General features: G+C 71.9%; 15 protein-coding genes. 7 read left to right on the forward strand and 8 right to left on the reverse strand.

What is annotated here, in order from left to right; all coding sequences use genetic code 11:
* The first annotated feature begins 5 nt into the window (after positions 1 to 5).
* Genes ACKTSN_RS02970 through ACKTSN_RS02980 form a run of 3 tightly spaced genes read left to right on the forward strand, consistent with a single transcriptional unit; the run spans position 6 to position 2,918 of the window.
* A complete protein-coding gene (locus tag ACKTSN_RS02970; RefSeq protein WP_409467637.1) occupies positions 6 to 1,142 on the forward strand; it encodes a vWA domain-containing protein in 1,137 nt (378 codons plus the stop codon).
* Positions 1,118 to 2,218 (forward strand): XdhC family protein, encoded by a 1,101-nt coding sequence (locus ACKTSN_RS02975; protein WP_409467638.1) that lies wholly within the window; start codon positions 1,118 to 1,120, stop codon positions 2,216 to 2,218. Before ACKTSN_RS02970 ends, ACKTSN_RS02975 begins: the two co-directional genes overlap by 25 nt.
* A gap of 49 nt (positions 2,219 to 2,267) precedes the next feature.
* The gene (locus ACKTSN_RS02980; protein WP_409467639.1) at positions 2,268 to 2,918 is read left to right on the forward strand and encodes an SRPBCC family protein; all 651 of its coding nucleotides are present in this window, start codon (positions 2,268 to 2,270) and stop codon (positions 2,916 to 2,918) included.
* A 22-nt stretch (positions 2,919 to 2,940) separates the two neighbouring features.
* On the opposite strand, the gene ACKTSN_RS02985 is transcribed toward ACKTSN_RS02980, so the two are convergent.
* Positions 2,941 to 3,441 carry a metallophosphoesterase family protein gene (locus tag ACKTSN_RS02985; protein WP_409467640.1) on the reverse strand — a complete coding sequence of 167 codons (501 nt, stop codon included), beginning with the start codon at positions 3,439 to 3,441 and terminating at the stop codon, positions 2,941 to 2,943.
* Positions 3,442 to 3,564: 123 nt separating this feature from the next.
* Here ACKTSN_RS02985 and ACKTSN_RS02990 point away from each other — a divergent pair, with 123 nt between their 5' ends.
* Together ACKTSN_RS02990 and rfbC are read left to right on the forward strand one after the other, a co-directional pair.
* Positions 3,565 to 5,493 carry a glycosyltransferase family 2 protein gene (locus ACKTSN_RS02990; RefSeq protein WP_409467641.1) on the forward strand — a complete coding sequence of 643 codons (1,929 nt, stop codon included), beginning with the start codon at positions 3,565 to 3,567 and terminating at the stop codon, positions 5,491 to 5,493.
* Between the two features lie 4 nt (positions 5,494 to 5,497).
* Positions 5,498 to 6,106, forward strand: a complete 609-nt coding sequence (rfbC, locus tag ACKTSN_RS02995) for a dTDP-4-dehydrorhamnose 3,5-epimerase (RefSeq protein ID WP_409467642.1) — start codon at positions 5,498 to 5,500, stop codon at positions 6,104 to 6,106.
* On the opposite strand, the gene ACKTSN_RS03000 is transcribed toward rfbC, so the two are convergent.
* From ACKTSN_RS03000 to ACKTSN_RS03025, 6 genes are all read right to left on the reverse strand, one after another.
* Positions 6,090 to 6,893 (reverse strand): class I SAM-dependent methyltransferase, encoded by an 804-nt coding sequence (locus tag ACKTSN_RS03000; protein ID WP_409467643.1) that lies wholly within the window; start codon positions 6,891 to 6,893, stop codon positions 6,090 to 6,092. The genes rfbC and ACKTSN_RS03000 overlap by 17 nt on opposite strands.
* 75 nt (positions 6,894 to 6,968) lie before the next feature.
* Positions 6,969 to 7,832, reverse strand: a complete 864-nt coding sequence (gene rfbD / locus ACKTSN_RS03005) for a dTDP-4-dehydrorhamnose reductase (protein WP_409467644.1) — start codon at positions 7,830 to 7,832, stop codon at positions 6,969 to 6,971.
* The gene (gene rfbB / locus ACKTSN_RS03010) at positions 7,829 to 8,800 is read right to left on the reverse strand and encodes a dTDP-glucose 4,6-dehydratase (RefSeq protein ID WP_409467645.1); all 972 of its coding nucleotides are present in this window, start codon (positions 8,798 to 8,800) and stop codon (positions 7,829 to 7,831) included. The genes rfbD and rfbB overlap by 4 nt, the downstream gene beginning before the upstream one ends.
* Positions 8,797 to 9,864, reverse strand: a complete 1,068-nt coding sequence (locus tag ACKTSN_RS03015) for a glucose-1-phosphate thymidylyltransferase (protein WP_409467646.1) — start codon at positions 9,862 to 9,864, stop codon at positions 8,797 to 8,799. Before ACKTSN_RS03015 ends, rfbB begins: the two co-directional genes overlap by 4 nt.
* Before the next feature lie 129 nt (positions 9,865 to 9,993).
* Positions 9,994 to 10,173: a hypothetical protein gene (locus ACKTSN_RS03020; RefSeq protein WP_409467647.1), complete on the reverse strand. Its 180-nt coding sequence runs from the start codon at positions 10,171 to 10,173 to the stop codon at positions 9,994 to 9,996.
* Positions 10,174 to 10,256: 83 nt separating this feature from the next.
* Positions 10,257 to 10,613, reverse strand: coding sequence for a DUF6479 family protein (locus ACKTSN_RS03025; RefSeq protein ID WP_409467648.1), 357 nt, complete (start codon positions 10,611 to 10,613; stop codon positions 10,257 to 10,259).
* Positions 10,614 to 10,741: 128 nt separating this feature from the next.
* Here ACKTSN_RS03025 and ctaD point away from each other — a divergent pair, with 128 nt between their 5' ends.
* Together ctaD and ctaF are read left to right on the forward strand one after the other, a co-directional pair.
* Positions 10,742 to 12,424, forward strand: a complete 1,683-nt coding sequence (gene ctaD / locus ACKTSN_RS03030) for an aa3-type cytochrome oxidase subunit I (RefSeq protein WP_409467649.1) — start codon at positions 10,742 to 10,744, stop codon at positions 12,422 to 12,424.
* A complete protein-coding gene (gene ctaF / locus ACKTSN_RS03035; protein WP_409467650.1) occupies positions 12,421 to 12,822 on the forward strand; it encodes an aa3-type cytochrome oxidase subunit IV in 402 nt (133 codons plus the stop codon). The genes ctaD and ctaF overlap by 4 nt, the downstream gene beginning before the upstream one ends.
* On the opposite strand, the gene qcrB is transcribed toward ctaF, so the two are convergent.
* Positions 12,740 to 14,278, reverse strand: a complete 1,539-nt coding sequence (gene qcrB, locus ACKTSN_RS03040; protein WP_431197142.1) for a cytochrome bc1 complex cytochrome b subunit — start codon at positions 14,276 to 14,278, stop codon at positions 12,740 to 12,742. The two genes, ctaF and qcrB, sit on opposite strands and share 83 nt — an antisense overlap.
* Positions 14,279 to 14,334: the final 56 nt, after the last annotated feature.

Genomic DNA, 14,334 nt, shown 5'->3' on the forward strand with positions numbered 1-14,334 from the left:
CGGGCATGGGCATGGCGGCGTTCCTCGGTTTCGCCCGTGCGCTGCGGGCGGCCGGCGTCGACGCGAGCGCCGAGCGGGTGCACGCGTTTCTGCGTGCCGTGGACGTGCTGCGGCCCGGCGTCCGCCGGGACGTGTACTGGGCGGGGCGGCTGACACTGTGCGGCGACCGGGACGACCTGGAGCGGTACGAGCGGGTGTTCGCGGCGTACTTCGGCTCCGGTGGGACGGCCGCCGGACCGGCCCGTACCGCTCCCCCGCCGCGCCTCGGCCTGGTCGTCCGCGACGCCCGAAGCCGCCCCCGCACCTCCGCGCCGGACGAGGACCGGGCCCCGCCCGCCGCCACGCTCGCGAGCTCCGCGGAAGTCCTGCGCCACCGTGACGTGGCCGACCTGGACGCCGCCGAACGGGCGCAACTGCACCGGCTGCTGGCCGCGTTCACGCTGCCCGGGCAGGCGCGCCGCACCGCACGACGGCGACCGGCCCGCCGCGGCGACGTCGATCCGCACCGTACGGTGCGGGAGCTGCTGCGGCACGGCGGGGAGCCCGCGCTGCTGCGGCGGCACGCCCGGGCCGAGCGGCCGCGGCGGGTGGTGCTGCTGGTGGACGTCAGCGGCTCGATGGCGCCGTACGCCGACGCGCTGCTGCGTTTCGCGCACGCGGCCGCCCGCGGGGCGCGCACGGAGGTGTTCACCATCGGCACGCGGCTGACCCGGGTGACCCGGGAGCTGTCCCACCGCGACCCCGACCGGGCGATGGCGGAGGTGGCGGCGGCCGTGCCCGACTGGCGCGGGGGCACCCGGCTCGGGGAGCTGCTGCGCGAGTTCCTCGATCGCTGGGGGCAGCGGGGCATGGCGCGCGGCGCGGTCGTGCTGCTGCTGTCCGACGGCTGGGAGCGCGACGATCCGCAGCTGCTCGGGGCCCAGATGCGGCGCCTGCACCGGCTGGCGCACCAGGTGATCTGGGCCAATCCGCGCAAGGCACGCCCCGGTTACGCACCCCTGGCGGCCGGGATGGCGGCGGCGCTGCCGAGCGTGGACGCCTTTGTCGAGGGGCACAGCCTGGCGGCGCTGGAGCGGCTGGCGGCGGTGGTGCGCGGCCACGGTGAGAGGAGCGGATCGTGCGAGACATCCTTCCGGCACTGAGCGGCTGGTACACGGCCCGGGCCCCGTTCGGCCTGGCCACGGTCGTCACGGTGAGCCGCAGCGCACCCCGCGATCCGGGCGCCGCGATGGCCGTGGGACCGGACGACGAGGTGGTGGGCAGCGTGTCCGGGGGCTGCGTGGAGGGTGCGGTGTTCGAGCTCGCCCAGGAGGTGGTGGCGAGCGGCGAGGCACGGCTGGAGACCTTCGGGTACAGCGACGACGACGCGTTCGCGGTGGGGCTGACCTGCGGCGGTGAGATCACCGTGCTGGTCCGGCCCGTGACGCCCGAGCGCGACCCGTCCTTCGGTGCGGTCGCGGAGTCGGTCGCCGCGGGCCGCCCGGTGACGGTGGCGACCGTGATCGACGGGCCGGCGCCGCGCGGGGCCACGCTCGCCGTGTGGCCGGACCAGGTGTCCGGCACGCTGGGTGCGAGCGGCCTGGACGTGGCCGTCACTGCCGACGCGCGCGGCGAACTCGCCCTGGGCGCCACGGGGGTTCGGCACTACGGGCCGCACGGGGAGCGGCGCGAGGACGATGTCTCGGTGTTCCTGCACTCCTTCGCGCCGCCGCCGCGGATGCTGGTGTTCGGCGCGATCGACTACGCGGCGGCGGTTGCCCGCATCGGCGACTTCCTCGGCTACCGGGTCACCGTGTGCGACGCCCGCCCCGTCTTCGCCACCGCCAAGCGCTTCCCGCCCGGCGTGGAGGTCGTCGTCGACTGGCCGCACCGCTACCTGCGCGGCACCGAAACCGACGAGCGCACGGTGATCTGCGTGCTCACCCATGATCCGAAGTTCGATGTGCCGCTGCTGGAGGAGGCGCTGCGCCGGCCCGCCGAATACATCGGGGCGATGGGCAGCCGCCGTACCCATGACGAGCGGGAGAAACGGCTCACCAAGGCCGGACTCACCCGGCGTGAGCTGTCCCGGCTGCGCTCGCCGGTCGGGCTCGACCTGGGGGCCCGTACTCCCGAGGAGGTGGCTGTTTCCGTCGCCGCCGAGATCGTCGCACTGCGTTGGGGCGGCAGCGGGGCTCCGCTGACGGCCACGGAGGGCGCGATCCACCCGTCGCCGTAAGCCGCCGATTGTCGGCCGTTGATGTGTGGCGGCCGTTGAGGAGGAACAGATGGAACTGCACCACGAGTTCACCGTGCCCGTGCCGGTCGACGAGGCCTGGCGGGCGCTCCTCGACATCGAGCGGGTCGCACCGTGTCTGCCGGGGGCGACGGTGGAGGAGTACGACGGCAAGACCGTGACGGGCACGGTGAAGGTGAAGGTCGGACCGGTCACGGTGACGTACCGGGGCACCGCCGTCTTCGAGGAGCAGGACGAGTCGGCGCACCGCATGGTGCTGCTGGCGAGCGGCCGGGAGACCCGGGGGCCCGGCACCGCACGGGCCACGGTCACCAGCACGCTGACCGGCCGCGACGGCGGTACGGCGGTGTCGGTGCGGACCGATCTGGCGGTGACCGGGCGGCCCGCCCAGTTCGGGCGCGGGGTGCTGGCGGAGGTGGGCGACCGGCTGGTGGGCCAGTTCGCGGCGTGTCTGTCGGAGCGGCTCACGCAGGCGCCCGCGGGGGCCGTTGAGCAGCCGACACCGACGGCGGAGCCCCGCCCTGGGGACCTTGCAGAGGTCCCGGAGCCGTCGGAACCCCTGGACCTGCTCCGCGCGGCCGGTCCTGCCGTGGCCAAGCGCGTGGCGGCTGCGGTGGGTGTGGCGGCGGCCGTCGCGGTGGTCGTGGCGGTCGTACGCGCACGTCGGAGGAGGCGGGCATGAGCGTCTGCGCGCGCGACAGCGCTCAGCGCGGCGGCAGCCGGTGCAGGGTCACGTCCGTGAGGCGGCCGTCGGTGAGCGTGGCGGTCATGTAGGTGCAGTGGGGCTGGCGGCGGCGGTCGGTCGGGGAGCCCGGGTTGAGGAGCCGCAGGCCGGTGGGGGCGGTGGTGTCCCACGGGATGTGGCTGTGCCCGAACACCAGGACGTCGAGGTCGGGGAAGCGGGCGGCGCAGCGGGACTCGCGGCCCTGGGCGGGGCCCGTCTCGTGGACGGTACCGAAGCGCAGGCCGTCGAGTTCGGCGTACGCCACCTCGGGAAGGCGGGCGCGCAGCTCGGGGCCGTCGTTGTTGCCGTACACGCCGACGAGCCGGCGGCAGCGGTTCTCCAGCAGGTCGAGGGTGGCGGTGTCGACCCAGTCCCCGGCGTGGAACACGACGTCGGCGTGCGGGAGTTCGGCGAGCAGCGGGGCCGGCAGTTCCTTCGCGCGTTTCGGCAGGTGGGTGTCGGACATCAGGAGCAGACGCACGGCTTCAGGGTAGGACGGCCGGCGCTCGCAGAGGGTGTCGACCGCCCCGGCGGGGTTAGCATCTGGCAACGCGTACCGAACCGTTCCGTAAACGACAAGCGACCCCGAGGGGACCTGGAGCCCATGCCGGTCAAGGTCAGCGTCGTCGTCCCGGTCTACAACCCGGGGCGCTACATCGAGGACTGTGTCGACTCGCTGCTGCGGCAGTCGCTGCCGCCCGACGAATACGAAGTGATCTTCGTGGACGACGGGTCCACCGACGAGACCCCCGCCCGACTGGACCAGCTCGCCGCCGCGGACCCCCGGGTGCGGGTGATCCACCAGGAGAACTCCGGCTGGTCGGGCAAGCCGCGCAACGTCGGCATCGCCGCCGCGCACGGCGAGTACGTGATGTTCGTGGACAACGACGACCACCTCGGCGACGAGGCCCTTGAACGGATGTACGACTACGGGGTGGCCAACGGCGCCGACGTCGTGGTCGGCAAGATGGCGGGCCGGGGCCGTGGCGTGCCGGTGGAGCTGTTCCGTACGAACCGGCCGCGGGCCACCGTCGGCAACGCCCCGCTGATCGACAGTCTGACCCCGCACAAGATGGTCCGCCGGGAGTTCCTGGACCGCACCGGGCTGCGGTTTCCCGAGGGCAGACGGCGGCTGGAGGACCATGTCTTCGTGACCGAGGCGTATCTGCGCGCGGACAACGTCTCGGTGCTCAGCGACTACGTCTGCTACTACCACGTCCGTCGGGACGACTCCTCCAACGCGGGCTTCCAGCGCTTCGATCCCGCCGGGTACTTCAAGAACCTCCGGGAGGCCCTGGACGTCGTCGAGCGGTACACCGAGCCGGGTGCGCTGCGCGACCGGCTGTTCCGGCGGTGGCTGCGCGTCGAGATGGTCGAGCGGCTGCGCGGCCGGCGCTTCCTCGCCCTGCCGGAGGACTTCCGCCGGGAGCTGTTCGAGCAGATCCACGAGGTCGTCGTCGAGCGGTTCGGTCCCGGTGTCGCGGCCGGGCTCCAGCCGACGCAGCGCATCGTCGCCGCGCTGGCCGCCGCCGGGCGGTTCGACGACGTGGTGGCCTTCGCCGAGTGGGAGGCCGCCGTCGGGCTGGTGGCCCGGGCGGAGCGGGTGGAGTGGCGGGACGGCGCGCTGCGCGTGGGCCTCACCGCCGAGTACACGCTGAACGGCGAGCCGATGACCTTTCCCGCCGACGCTGCCCCGCCCTCGTTCGACGCGCCGCCGCGAGACCTGGCCGAGGCGGTGGAGTGGCTGGGCGCGGACAGCGTGGCCCGCTTCGGGAAGTCGGCGCTGGATGTGGTGCTGCGGGAGCGTTCCAGTTCCGCCTCGTATTTCCAGCCGGTGGAGGTGACCCGGGAGACCGTGCCAGGGGACGACGGCAGCCGTGTCCGGCTGGTGCTGCGCGCGACAGCCATCGTCGGCCCTGGTACGGCAGCGAGCGGGGGCCCGGTGAGCGGCGGGCTGTGGGACGTCTTCGTGCGCGTCAGGTTCGGCGGCTGGACCAAGGAGTGCCGACTGGGCCGACAGGGTGACGTGTCGGCACCGTACGCCGGTGTCGTGGCCGGTCGCGTGGTCCTGCCGTACTGGACCGAGCCGCACGCCAACCTCTCCCTGGACGTGGACCCGGCACGCGGCCGACTGGACCTCGGCCGCCCGGGGCCACGGGACGTCGGCGTATCGGGCGGCCGGCTGCGGTGGACGATGCCGCTGTACGTCCCGGCCGCCACCGACGTGCGGCTGCGGCTGACCGGCCCCGCATCCCGGGTCGACGTGCCCGGCACCCTCGAGCCGGGCGGACACCTGGACGCCCTCCTGCCCGTCGGAGACCTGGCGGGCACGACGTGGCGGACCGCGCTGTGCCCGGCCTCCGGCGACGCCGACGAGCCCCGCTTCCTGGCGCTGCCCGTCGTCCTGCGGGGCCGGGCCGGTGGCGTCCGGGTGGTGCGCACGGCCCGCCCGAGCCTTCCCGGGCGGCTGGCACGCCGGGCACGGCGAGTGCTGCGGAGGGCGGCGAACCGAGTGCGAACGGCGAGGAGGTGACGGGATGCGCCCGCTGGACATCGACGGTGCGTGGGTGATGGAGCCCAAGGTCTTCCCGGACGACCGGGGCAGCTTCCACGAGTGGTACCGCGGCGCGGAGTTCCGCGAGGCGACCGGCCACGACCTCGCCGTGGCACAGGCCAACTGCTCGGTCTCCCGGCGGGGCGTGCTGCGCGGGGTGCACTTCGCCGAGGTGCCGCCGGGTCAGGCGAAGTACGTCACCTGCGTGCGCGGTGCCGTCCTCGACGTGGTGGTCGACCTGCGGGTCGGCTCCCCCGCGTTCGGGCAGTGGGAGGCGGTACGGCTCGACGACGGCGCCCACCACGCCCTCTTCCTGGTGGAGGGGCTCGGGCACGCCTTCATGGCGCTCACCGACGACGCCACGGTGGTGTACCTGTGCTCGACGCCGTACACGCCGGAGCGGGAACACGCCGTGCACCCGCTGGACCCGGAGCTGGACATCGCCTGGCCGGACGGCGTGTCGCCGGTGCTGTCGCCCAAGGACGCCGAGGCCCCGTCACTGGCCGAGGTGCGCCGGGCGGGGCTGCTCCCCTCGTACGAGGACTGCGTCGCCCACTACGAACGGCTGCGCGGGCTCAGCGCAGAAGGGTGACCTCCTCCACCGCGCGCCGCAGGGCGGGCCAGCCGCGGCCGCGGGGCACTCCGAGGTTGCGGGCGCGGGCGAGCAGCGGCCAGAAGCCGGCGCCCAGCAGGTCCTCCGGTCGGACGGCGCCCGCCCGCTCCAGGATCGTCTCGGGCACCTTCTGCGGGTCCGGCACGTCGTACTCGGCGACGATCTCCTCGTACCTGTCGTGCAGCACAGTGCTCGTGGGGTCGGCGCCGAAGACGACGAGCTGTCCGGTCGGTTCGGTGTCGACGAGGACCGTCAGCAGGTCGGTCCGGTGACGGGTGAGGATCTCGGTCAGCTTGTAGACGTCCCCGGTCCAGGCGGTGGTGTGCCGGTCGCGGGCGGCCTCGTCGACGCTGCGCGGCAGCATGTCGTCGAAGACGATCACGCTTCCCCAGTCGGAGTGCCGCTCGATGTTCATGAAGTCGCGCAGCGCGTACTCGAACAGGTGCATGCCGTCGATGAAGGACAGGTCGAGGGTGGTGCGCCGCCAGTGGCCGAGCGGACTGCGGCCGCGGCGCAGGTTGCGCAGCGGGTGGCGGCCGCCCTTGAGGTGGGCCAGGGGGTTGTCGCGGGCGAAGAAGTCGTCGCTGGTGGCCCGGACGAGGTGGACGTCGCAGCGGATCTCGGTGACCACCTTGAACGCGGGGTCGACCGCGATGCTGGGGACGCGGGAGAGGCGCAGGCTGCGGCCGTCGTTGACGCCGATCTCCAGGTAGTTGCGGTTCGCGGCGGCCTTGTGCAGTTCCCTGAGGAACTCATGGCGTTTCACGACGGGGCTCCTTTTCGGGACTCCTTGCGGATCAGGGGCGAATCAGGGGCGAATCAGGGGCGAATCAGGGGCGAATCAGGGGCGAATCAGGGGTAGCGCCTCGTGCAGCGCGGCACGCCAGTCGCGCGGCGGCGGCAGGCCGGCCTCCCGCCAACGGCCGTGTGCGAGGGCGCTGTAGGCGGGCCGGGGCGCGGGGCGGGGAAAGGCCGCGCTGCTCGTCGGGCGGACCCGGGCCGGGTCGGCGCCGATCGCGCCGAACACCTCGCGGGCCAGGTCGTACCAGGTGGCCTCGCCGGAGTTGGTGGCGTGGAAGACGCCGTGCAGGGCGGGGCCGAGGCGGGGGCCGAGGTCGGCGATGCGTGCGGCGACGTCGGCGCTCCAGGTCGGCTGCCCGCGCTGGTCGTCGACGACGTCGACGGTGTCGCGGCGGGCCTCCAGGCCGAGCATCGTCCGCACGAAGCTGCGGCCGTGGACGCCGTACAGCCAGGCGGTGCGCACGACGGCGCTCGTCAGCGGGAGTTCGGCGAGGACGGCCCGCTCGCCGGCGAGCTTGGTGCGGCCGTAGGCGGTGCGCGGGGCGGGCGGCAGGTCCTCCGGGTAGGGGCTGGTGCGGGCGGTGCCGGAGAAGACGTAGTCCGTGGACACGTGCAGCAGCCGGGCGCCGCTCGCGGTGCAGGCCCGGGCCAGCAGCCGCGGGCCGTCGGCGTTGACGCACAGGGCCCGTTCCTCGTCGGTCTCGGCGTCGTCCACGGCGGTGTACGCGGCGCAGTTGACCACGAGGTCGGGGTGGTGCTCGGCGAACGCTGCCTCGACCGCGTCGGGCCGGGTGACGTCGAGGGCGGCCCGGTCCAGGGCGACCACGTCGGCACCGCGGCTGCGGAGGGTGTCGACGACGTCCTGGCCGAGCATTCCGCCCGCCCCGGTGACCAGCCACCTCATGCGCGTCCGCTTTCGATGCGCCGTTTGAGCGGCTCCCACCAGGCGCGGTGGTCGCGGTACCAGGCGACGGTCGCTGCGAGGCCGGCCGCGAAGTCGTGGCGCGGCCGGTAGCCGAGCTCGGTGCGGGCCTTGTTCCAGTCGACCGAGTAGCGCAGGTCGTGGCCCTTGCGGTCCTCGACGTGCTCGACCCGGTCCCAGCTCGCCCCGCACGCCTGGAGCAGCAGCGCGGTGAGCTCCTTGTTGCTCAGTTCGGTGCCGCCGCCGATGTTGTAGACCTCGCCGGGCCGGCCCCGGGTGCGCACCAGCTCGATGCCGTGGCAGTGGTCCTCGACATGCAGCCAGTCACGGACGTTGCGGCCCTCGCCGTACAGCGGGACGGTGCGCCCGTCGAGGAGGTTGGTGATGAACAGCGGGACGACCTTCTCGGGGAACTGGCGCGGGCCGTAGTTGTTCGAGCAGCGGGTGACGCGGACGTCCAGGCCGTGGGTGTGGTGGTACGCCAGGGCGAGCAGGTCGGAGGAGGCCTTGGATGCGGAGTACGGCGAACTCGGCCTGAGCGGGTGTTCCTCGGGCCAGGAGCCGGACTCGATGGAGCCGTAGACCTCGTCGGTGGAGATGTGCACGAACGGGCCGGCCCCGTGACGCAGTGCGGCGTCCAGCAGGGTCTGGGTGCCGAGGACGTTGGTGCGTACGAACGCGCCCGCCTGGTCGATCGAGCGGTCGACGTGGGACTCGGCCGCGAAGTGCACGACCTGGTCGGCGTCGGCCATCAGCTTGTCGACCAGGGCGGCGTCGCAGATGTCGCCGTGCACGAAGTCCAGCCGTGGGTCGCCGGAGGGCAGGTTGTCCCGGGAGCCGGCGTAGGTGAGCTTGTCCAGTACGGTGATGTGCGCGTCCGATGCTGCGAGCAGGGCGCGGACGTACGCGGAGCCGATGAACCCGGCGGCGCCGGTGACGAGAAGGTTCATGTGTGGATCTGCACCTTGCTGTGGTCGCCGAGGACGAGTCGGTGGGCGCTGGGAACGCTGGGTGCCGTCGTCACCCGGACGTGGCGGCCGATCAGCGAGTTCTCGATGCGGCCCACCCCGTCGATCGAGGAGTCCCGCAGCACGATGGAGAACTCCACTTCGCTGTCCGTGATCCGGCAGTTCTCCGCGATGGAGGTGAAGGGGCCGACGTAGGAGTCGCGGACCTCGGTGCCGGAGCCGATGACGGCGGGGCCGACGATGCGTGAGTTCACGATGCGGGCGCCCGCCTCGACCACGACCCGCCCGATCGTCTCGGATCCGGCGTCCACCTCGCCGTCGATGCGCCGGTCGCGGCCTTCGAGGACGGTCCGGTTCACCTCCAGCATGTCGCCGACGTTCCCGGTGTCCTTCCAGTAGCCCTTGATGACCGCGCTGCGGACGTCGGCGCGGGCGTCGATGAGGTGCTGGATGGCGTGGGTGATCTCCAACTCCCCGCGCCAGGACGGCCGGATGGCCCGCACCGCTTCGTGGATGACCGGCGTGAACAGGTACACCCCGACCAGCGCGAGATCGCTCTTGGGCCGCTCCGGCTTCTCTTCCAGGCCGATGACCTGCCCGGACGGGTCGAGTTCGGCGACGCCGAAGGCGCGGGGGTCCGAGACGCGGGTGAGCAGGATCTGCGCGTCGGGGCGGGTGCGGGTGAACTCCTCGACGAGGTCGGTGATGCCGCCGACGATGAAGTTGTCGCCGAGGTACATCACGAAGTCGTCGTCGCCGAGATAGTCGCGCGCGATCAGCACGGCGTGGGCCAGACCGAGGGGCCGCTCCTGGGGGATGTAGGTGATCTCCAGGCCGAACTTCGATCCGTCGCCCACCGCTTCCCGGATCTCCTCGGCGGTGTCCCCGACGACCACGCCGACCTCGGTGATTCCGGCCGCGGCGATGGATTCCAGGCCGTAGAACAGGACGGCCTTGTTGGCGACCGGCACGAGCTGTTTGGCCGAGGTGTGCGTGATCGGCCTCAGTCGTGTACCGGCGCCGCCGGACAGCACGAGAGCCTTCATCTGCTTCACCATAGTGGCGAACGCGCTCATCGGAGCACCGCTCGTCCTAATCAACCGTTATGGCGAGCAGGCGGCAGGGTTACGGGGATACGACGAGGGTTTGCGTCGCTGCATCGGGCGGGCGTGGTGTCAGTCCTCGCCGCGCACGATGTTCCACTCCTGGCCGGTGTGCGAGGTCCGCGGCCCGTCCGGGCCTTCGACGGCCGGGAGACAGGTGCGCAGCACGGCCTTGCCGCGCAGTCGGCGTGCCTTCGACCAGCCGGTCTCCGGGCGGCGGACGGCGGGTTTTTCACGGGCGGACGTGGTCACGACGCTTCATCTTCCTTCTGCGTCCAGTGGTGCTGGTGTTCTCAGGGCCGGGTCCCCGGCTCCGGCCCGGGCAAACGCCGCGGTCAGGTGGCGCCGGGTCCGCCGCTGCCGAACCCACCACTGGAGCCGCGGTTCCAGCGCGGGCGGCGCTGGTCGTCGCTGCGGGCACCGCCGGAGGGCCTCAGTCCGTGCGGGGTGAGCCGTTCGCCCGGGGCAACCTCATGGGGTTCGCGCTGCTCCCGGGTCTCCCGGACCGGGCCGGACTCCGGCAGCGTCGGGTGCTCGCCGGGCCGCGGCCGCCGGGGCTCGCGCCGACGCACCCTGATGCCCAGCTGAACGGCCCAGATCAGCGCTCCGGTGATGACGACGCCGCCGACGAGGATCGCGATCATGCCGGCCACGGAGCCGGATGCGGCTGCTTCGTAAACAGTGATGTCCATGGCCGCCGAGTACCCGGGCCCGGGACGTGGATGACTCCGGTCGGCCCTCTGACGGGCGACAACAGGGCGTGGCGCGGGCGGCACCGCAGGTCACGGCGATAGCGTCGCGGCGGCCGGAGAGGAGGACGATGACGGAGCTGTCGCACGACACCCCGACCGCCCGGCGACGCAGCGCACCGGGGCGCTCGCTGGGCGCCACGTTGCTGCACTGGGCCACGACGACCGATCACAAGGTGATCGGACGCCTGTACATGGTCACCGCCTTCTGTTTCTTCCTCTTCGCCGGTCTGCTGGCCCTGGCCATGCGGGCCGAACTCGCCCGTCCGGGGCTGCAGTTCGTGAGCGAGCTCGGCTACAACCAGTTCTTCACGATCCACGGCACGACCATGATGCTGCTCTTCGCGACCCCGATGTTCGCCGGCTTCGCCAACGCCGTGATGCCCCTGCAGATCGGCGCACCGGACGTGGCCTTCCCCCGTCTGAACGCCCTGTCGTACTGGATGTACCTCTTCGGCGGGCTGATGGTGGTCGCCGGTTTCATCGTGCCCGGCGGCGCCGCGGCCTTCGGTTGGTTCGCCTACGCGCCGATGAACAGCGCGTACTTCTCCCCCGGTGCCGGCGGCGACCTGTGGGTGATGGGGCAGGTGGTGACGGGCGTGTCCACGACCCTGGGCGCGGTGAACTTCATCGCCACGATCATGTGTCTGCGGGCCCCGGGCATGACCATGTTCCGGATGCCGATGTTCACGTGGAACGTGCTGTTCACGTCGATCCTCGTCCTGCCCTCGTTCCCCGTCCTGACGGCGGCACTGCTCTGCCTGGAGTCGGACCGCAAGTTCGGCTCGCACATCTTCGACGCGTCGAACGGCGGCGCGCTGCTGTGGCAGCACCTGTTCTGGTTCTTCGGTCACCCCGAGGTGTACATCGTGGCGCTGCCGTTCTTCGGCATCATCACGGAGATCATCCCGGTGTTCTCCCGCAAGCCGCTGTTCGCCTATCTCCCGATGATCGGCGCGACCATCGCGATCACCATGCTGTCCGCGGTCGTCTGGGCGCACCACATGTTCGCCACCGGCGCCGTGCTGCTGCCGTTCTTCTCCCTGATGTCGTTCCTGATCGCCGTGCCCACCGGGATCAAGTTCTTCGCGTGGATCGGCACCATGCACAAGGGATCGCTGTCCTTCGAGACGCCCATGCTGTGGGCTCTCGGCTTCCTGGTGTCGTTCCTGCTCGGCGGCTTGAGCGGGGTACTGATCGCCTCCCCGCCGCTCGACTTCCACCTCACCGACTCGTACTTCATCGTCGCGCATCTGCACTATGTGCTGTTCGGCACCGTCGTGTTCGCGATGTTCGCCGGGTTCTACTTCTGGTGGCCGAAGTTCACCGGCAAGATGCTGGACGAACGGCTCGGCAAACTCCACTTCTGGCTGCTGTTCCCCGCCTTTCAGCTGACGTTCCTGGTGCACCACTGGCTCGGCGAGGAAGGCATGCCCCGCCGCTACGCCGACTACCTGCCCGCCGACGGTTTCACCGTGCTCAACGCCCTGTCGTCGGCGGGAGCGTTCCTGCTCGGCGTGTCCACCCTGCCGTTCCTGTACAACGTCTGGCGCACCGCCAGGTATGCGCGGCCGGTGACCGTGGACGACCCGTGGGGGTACGGGCGGGGGCTGGAGTGGGCGACCGCGTGCCCACCGCCGCGCCACAACTTCACGGCACTGCCCCGGGTGCGCTCCGAGTCACCCGCTTTCGACCTGCATCATCCGGAGATCGCCCGGCAACGGCCGACCAGGATGGGGGAGGTGGAGCGATGAAGACCGAGGCGTTGCTGTTCGGAGGCGTCGCTCTGTTCTTCGCCGGTATCGCCGGGCTCTACGGTTTCTGGTCCGAGGAACCGGCCGGGTCGGCGGTGCTGGTGATCGCGTTCCTGATGGCCGCCGTGGTGTCTTTCTTCAGCGCCGTCCAGTACCGGCGCAAGGGGCGGCGGCCGCAGGACCGGCGCGACGCCGAGGTGGCCGACGGGGCCGGGCCGCTGGAGTTCTTCCCGGCCGACAGCCCGTGGCCCATCATCACGGCCGTCGGCTTCGCGGTCGCGGCCACGGGCGTCGTGTACGGGCTGTGGCTGTTCCTCATCGGTCTTGCGGTGCTGTCCCGGGGCGTTCTGGGGCTGGTGTTCCAGTACGTGCACCGGGGCGCCGGCCGGGAGGAGTGAGCGCCGGCCGGGGCGCTCCGGGCCGGAACTCGCCGACCGGCCGGTGCTCACTCTCGTAGGCCCCTTCGACGGTCTGCCGTACGTCACCGGTCGACACGCCCTCCCGGAGCCGTTCCGACTCCGCGCGCAGCAGGGCGTGACACAGCCGTCGGGTGACCATGAACGCGAGCACCGGGGCCACGACCAGGGCCACGCGCAGCACCCACGTCAGAGTGTTCACCGAGATCCGGAAGGCCAGCGCCACCACGTCGTTGCCGCCAGCCACCAGCAGGACGGCATAGAAGGTGATGCCGGCGACGCCGAGACCGGTGCGTACGGGGCGTTCCCGCGGCCGGTCGCACAGGTGCTGCTCCTGCTGCCACTCCCCCGTCAGACGCTGTTCGACGAACGGGTACGCGTACAGGACCGTGAACAGCAGCCCGGGCAGGACGACGGCCGGGAGCAGCACGTTCCACATGAGGGTGTGCCCGGCGATGTTCGTCTCCCACGGCGGTACCAGGCGCAGTGCCCCCTCCAGGAAGCCGACGTACCAGTCCGGCTGGGCACCGGTCGACACCAGGTCGGGGCGGTAGGGGCCGTACGCCCACACCGGGTTGATCTGGGCGAGACCGCCGAGCACGGTGAGCAGGCCGAACACCATCAGGGACAGGCCGCCCGAGGAGGCCGTGAACTGCGGGAAGAACGGCTTGCCCACGGCATTGCGCCGGGTGCGGCCCGGTTCGCGCCACTGGGTGTGCTTGAGGTGGAACACCAGGATCAGATGCAGCGTGACCAGGGCGATCAGCGCGCCGGGCAGCAGCAGGACATGCAGGACGTAGAGCCGGGTGATGATGTCCTCGCCGGGGAACTCCGCGCCGAAGACGAACATGCTCACATACGTCCCGACGACCGGCAGGGACAGCATGATGCCCTGCGCGATGCGCATCCCGGTGCCGGACAGGAGGTCGTCCGGCAGCGAGTAGCCCGCGAAACCCTCGGCGAGGGCCAGCACGAACAGCGTGACGCCGATGACCCAGTTGAGCTCCCGGGGGCGGCGGAAGGCGCCGGTGAAGAAGATCCGCAGCAGATGCACGCCGATGGCGGCGAGGAAGACGAGGGCGGCCCAGTGGTGCGTCTGCCGCAGCAGCAGTCCGCCGCGTACGTCGAAACTGATCTGCAGGGTCGAGTCGAAGGCCGCGGACATCTGCACGCCGTGCAACGGCGTGTACGAGCCGTCGTAGACGACCTCGGTCATCTCCGGCTTGAAGAACAGCGTCAGCCACACGCCCGTGAGGATGAGGACCAGGAGGCTGTAGAGGGCCAGCTCGCCCAGGAGGAACGACCAGTGGTCGGGGAACGCCTTGCGCAGCAGGCCGCCGCCTTCGAAAACCGGCAGACGGGCGTCCGCCGCGTCGGCGAGGCGGGCCCCTCGGGGAGTGGGGCGGCGCCCGGCCGCCGCCTCGTCGCCACCTGCCACCTGCCGCCACCTCCGAGCGCCGCCCGCACCGTCCCGCCGTGCTGTCTATCCCGCGC

Source organism: Streptomyces flavusporus (assembly GCF_046267975.1).
GTDB lineage: Bacteria > Actinomycetota > Actinomycetes > Streptomycetales > Streptomycetaceae > Streptomyces > Streptomyces flavusporus.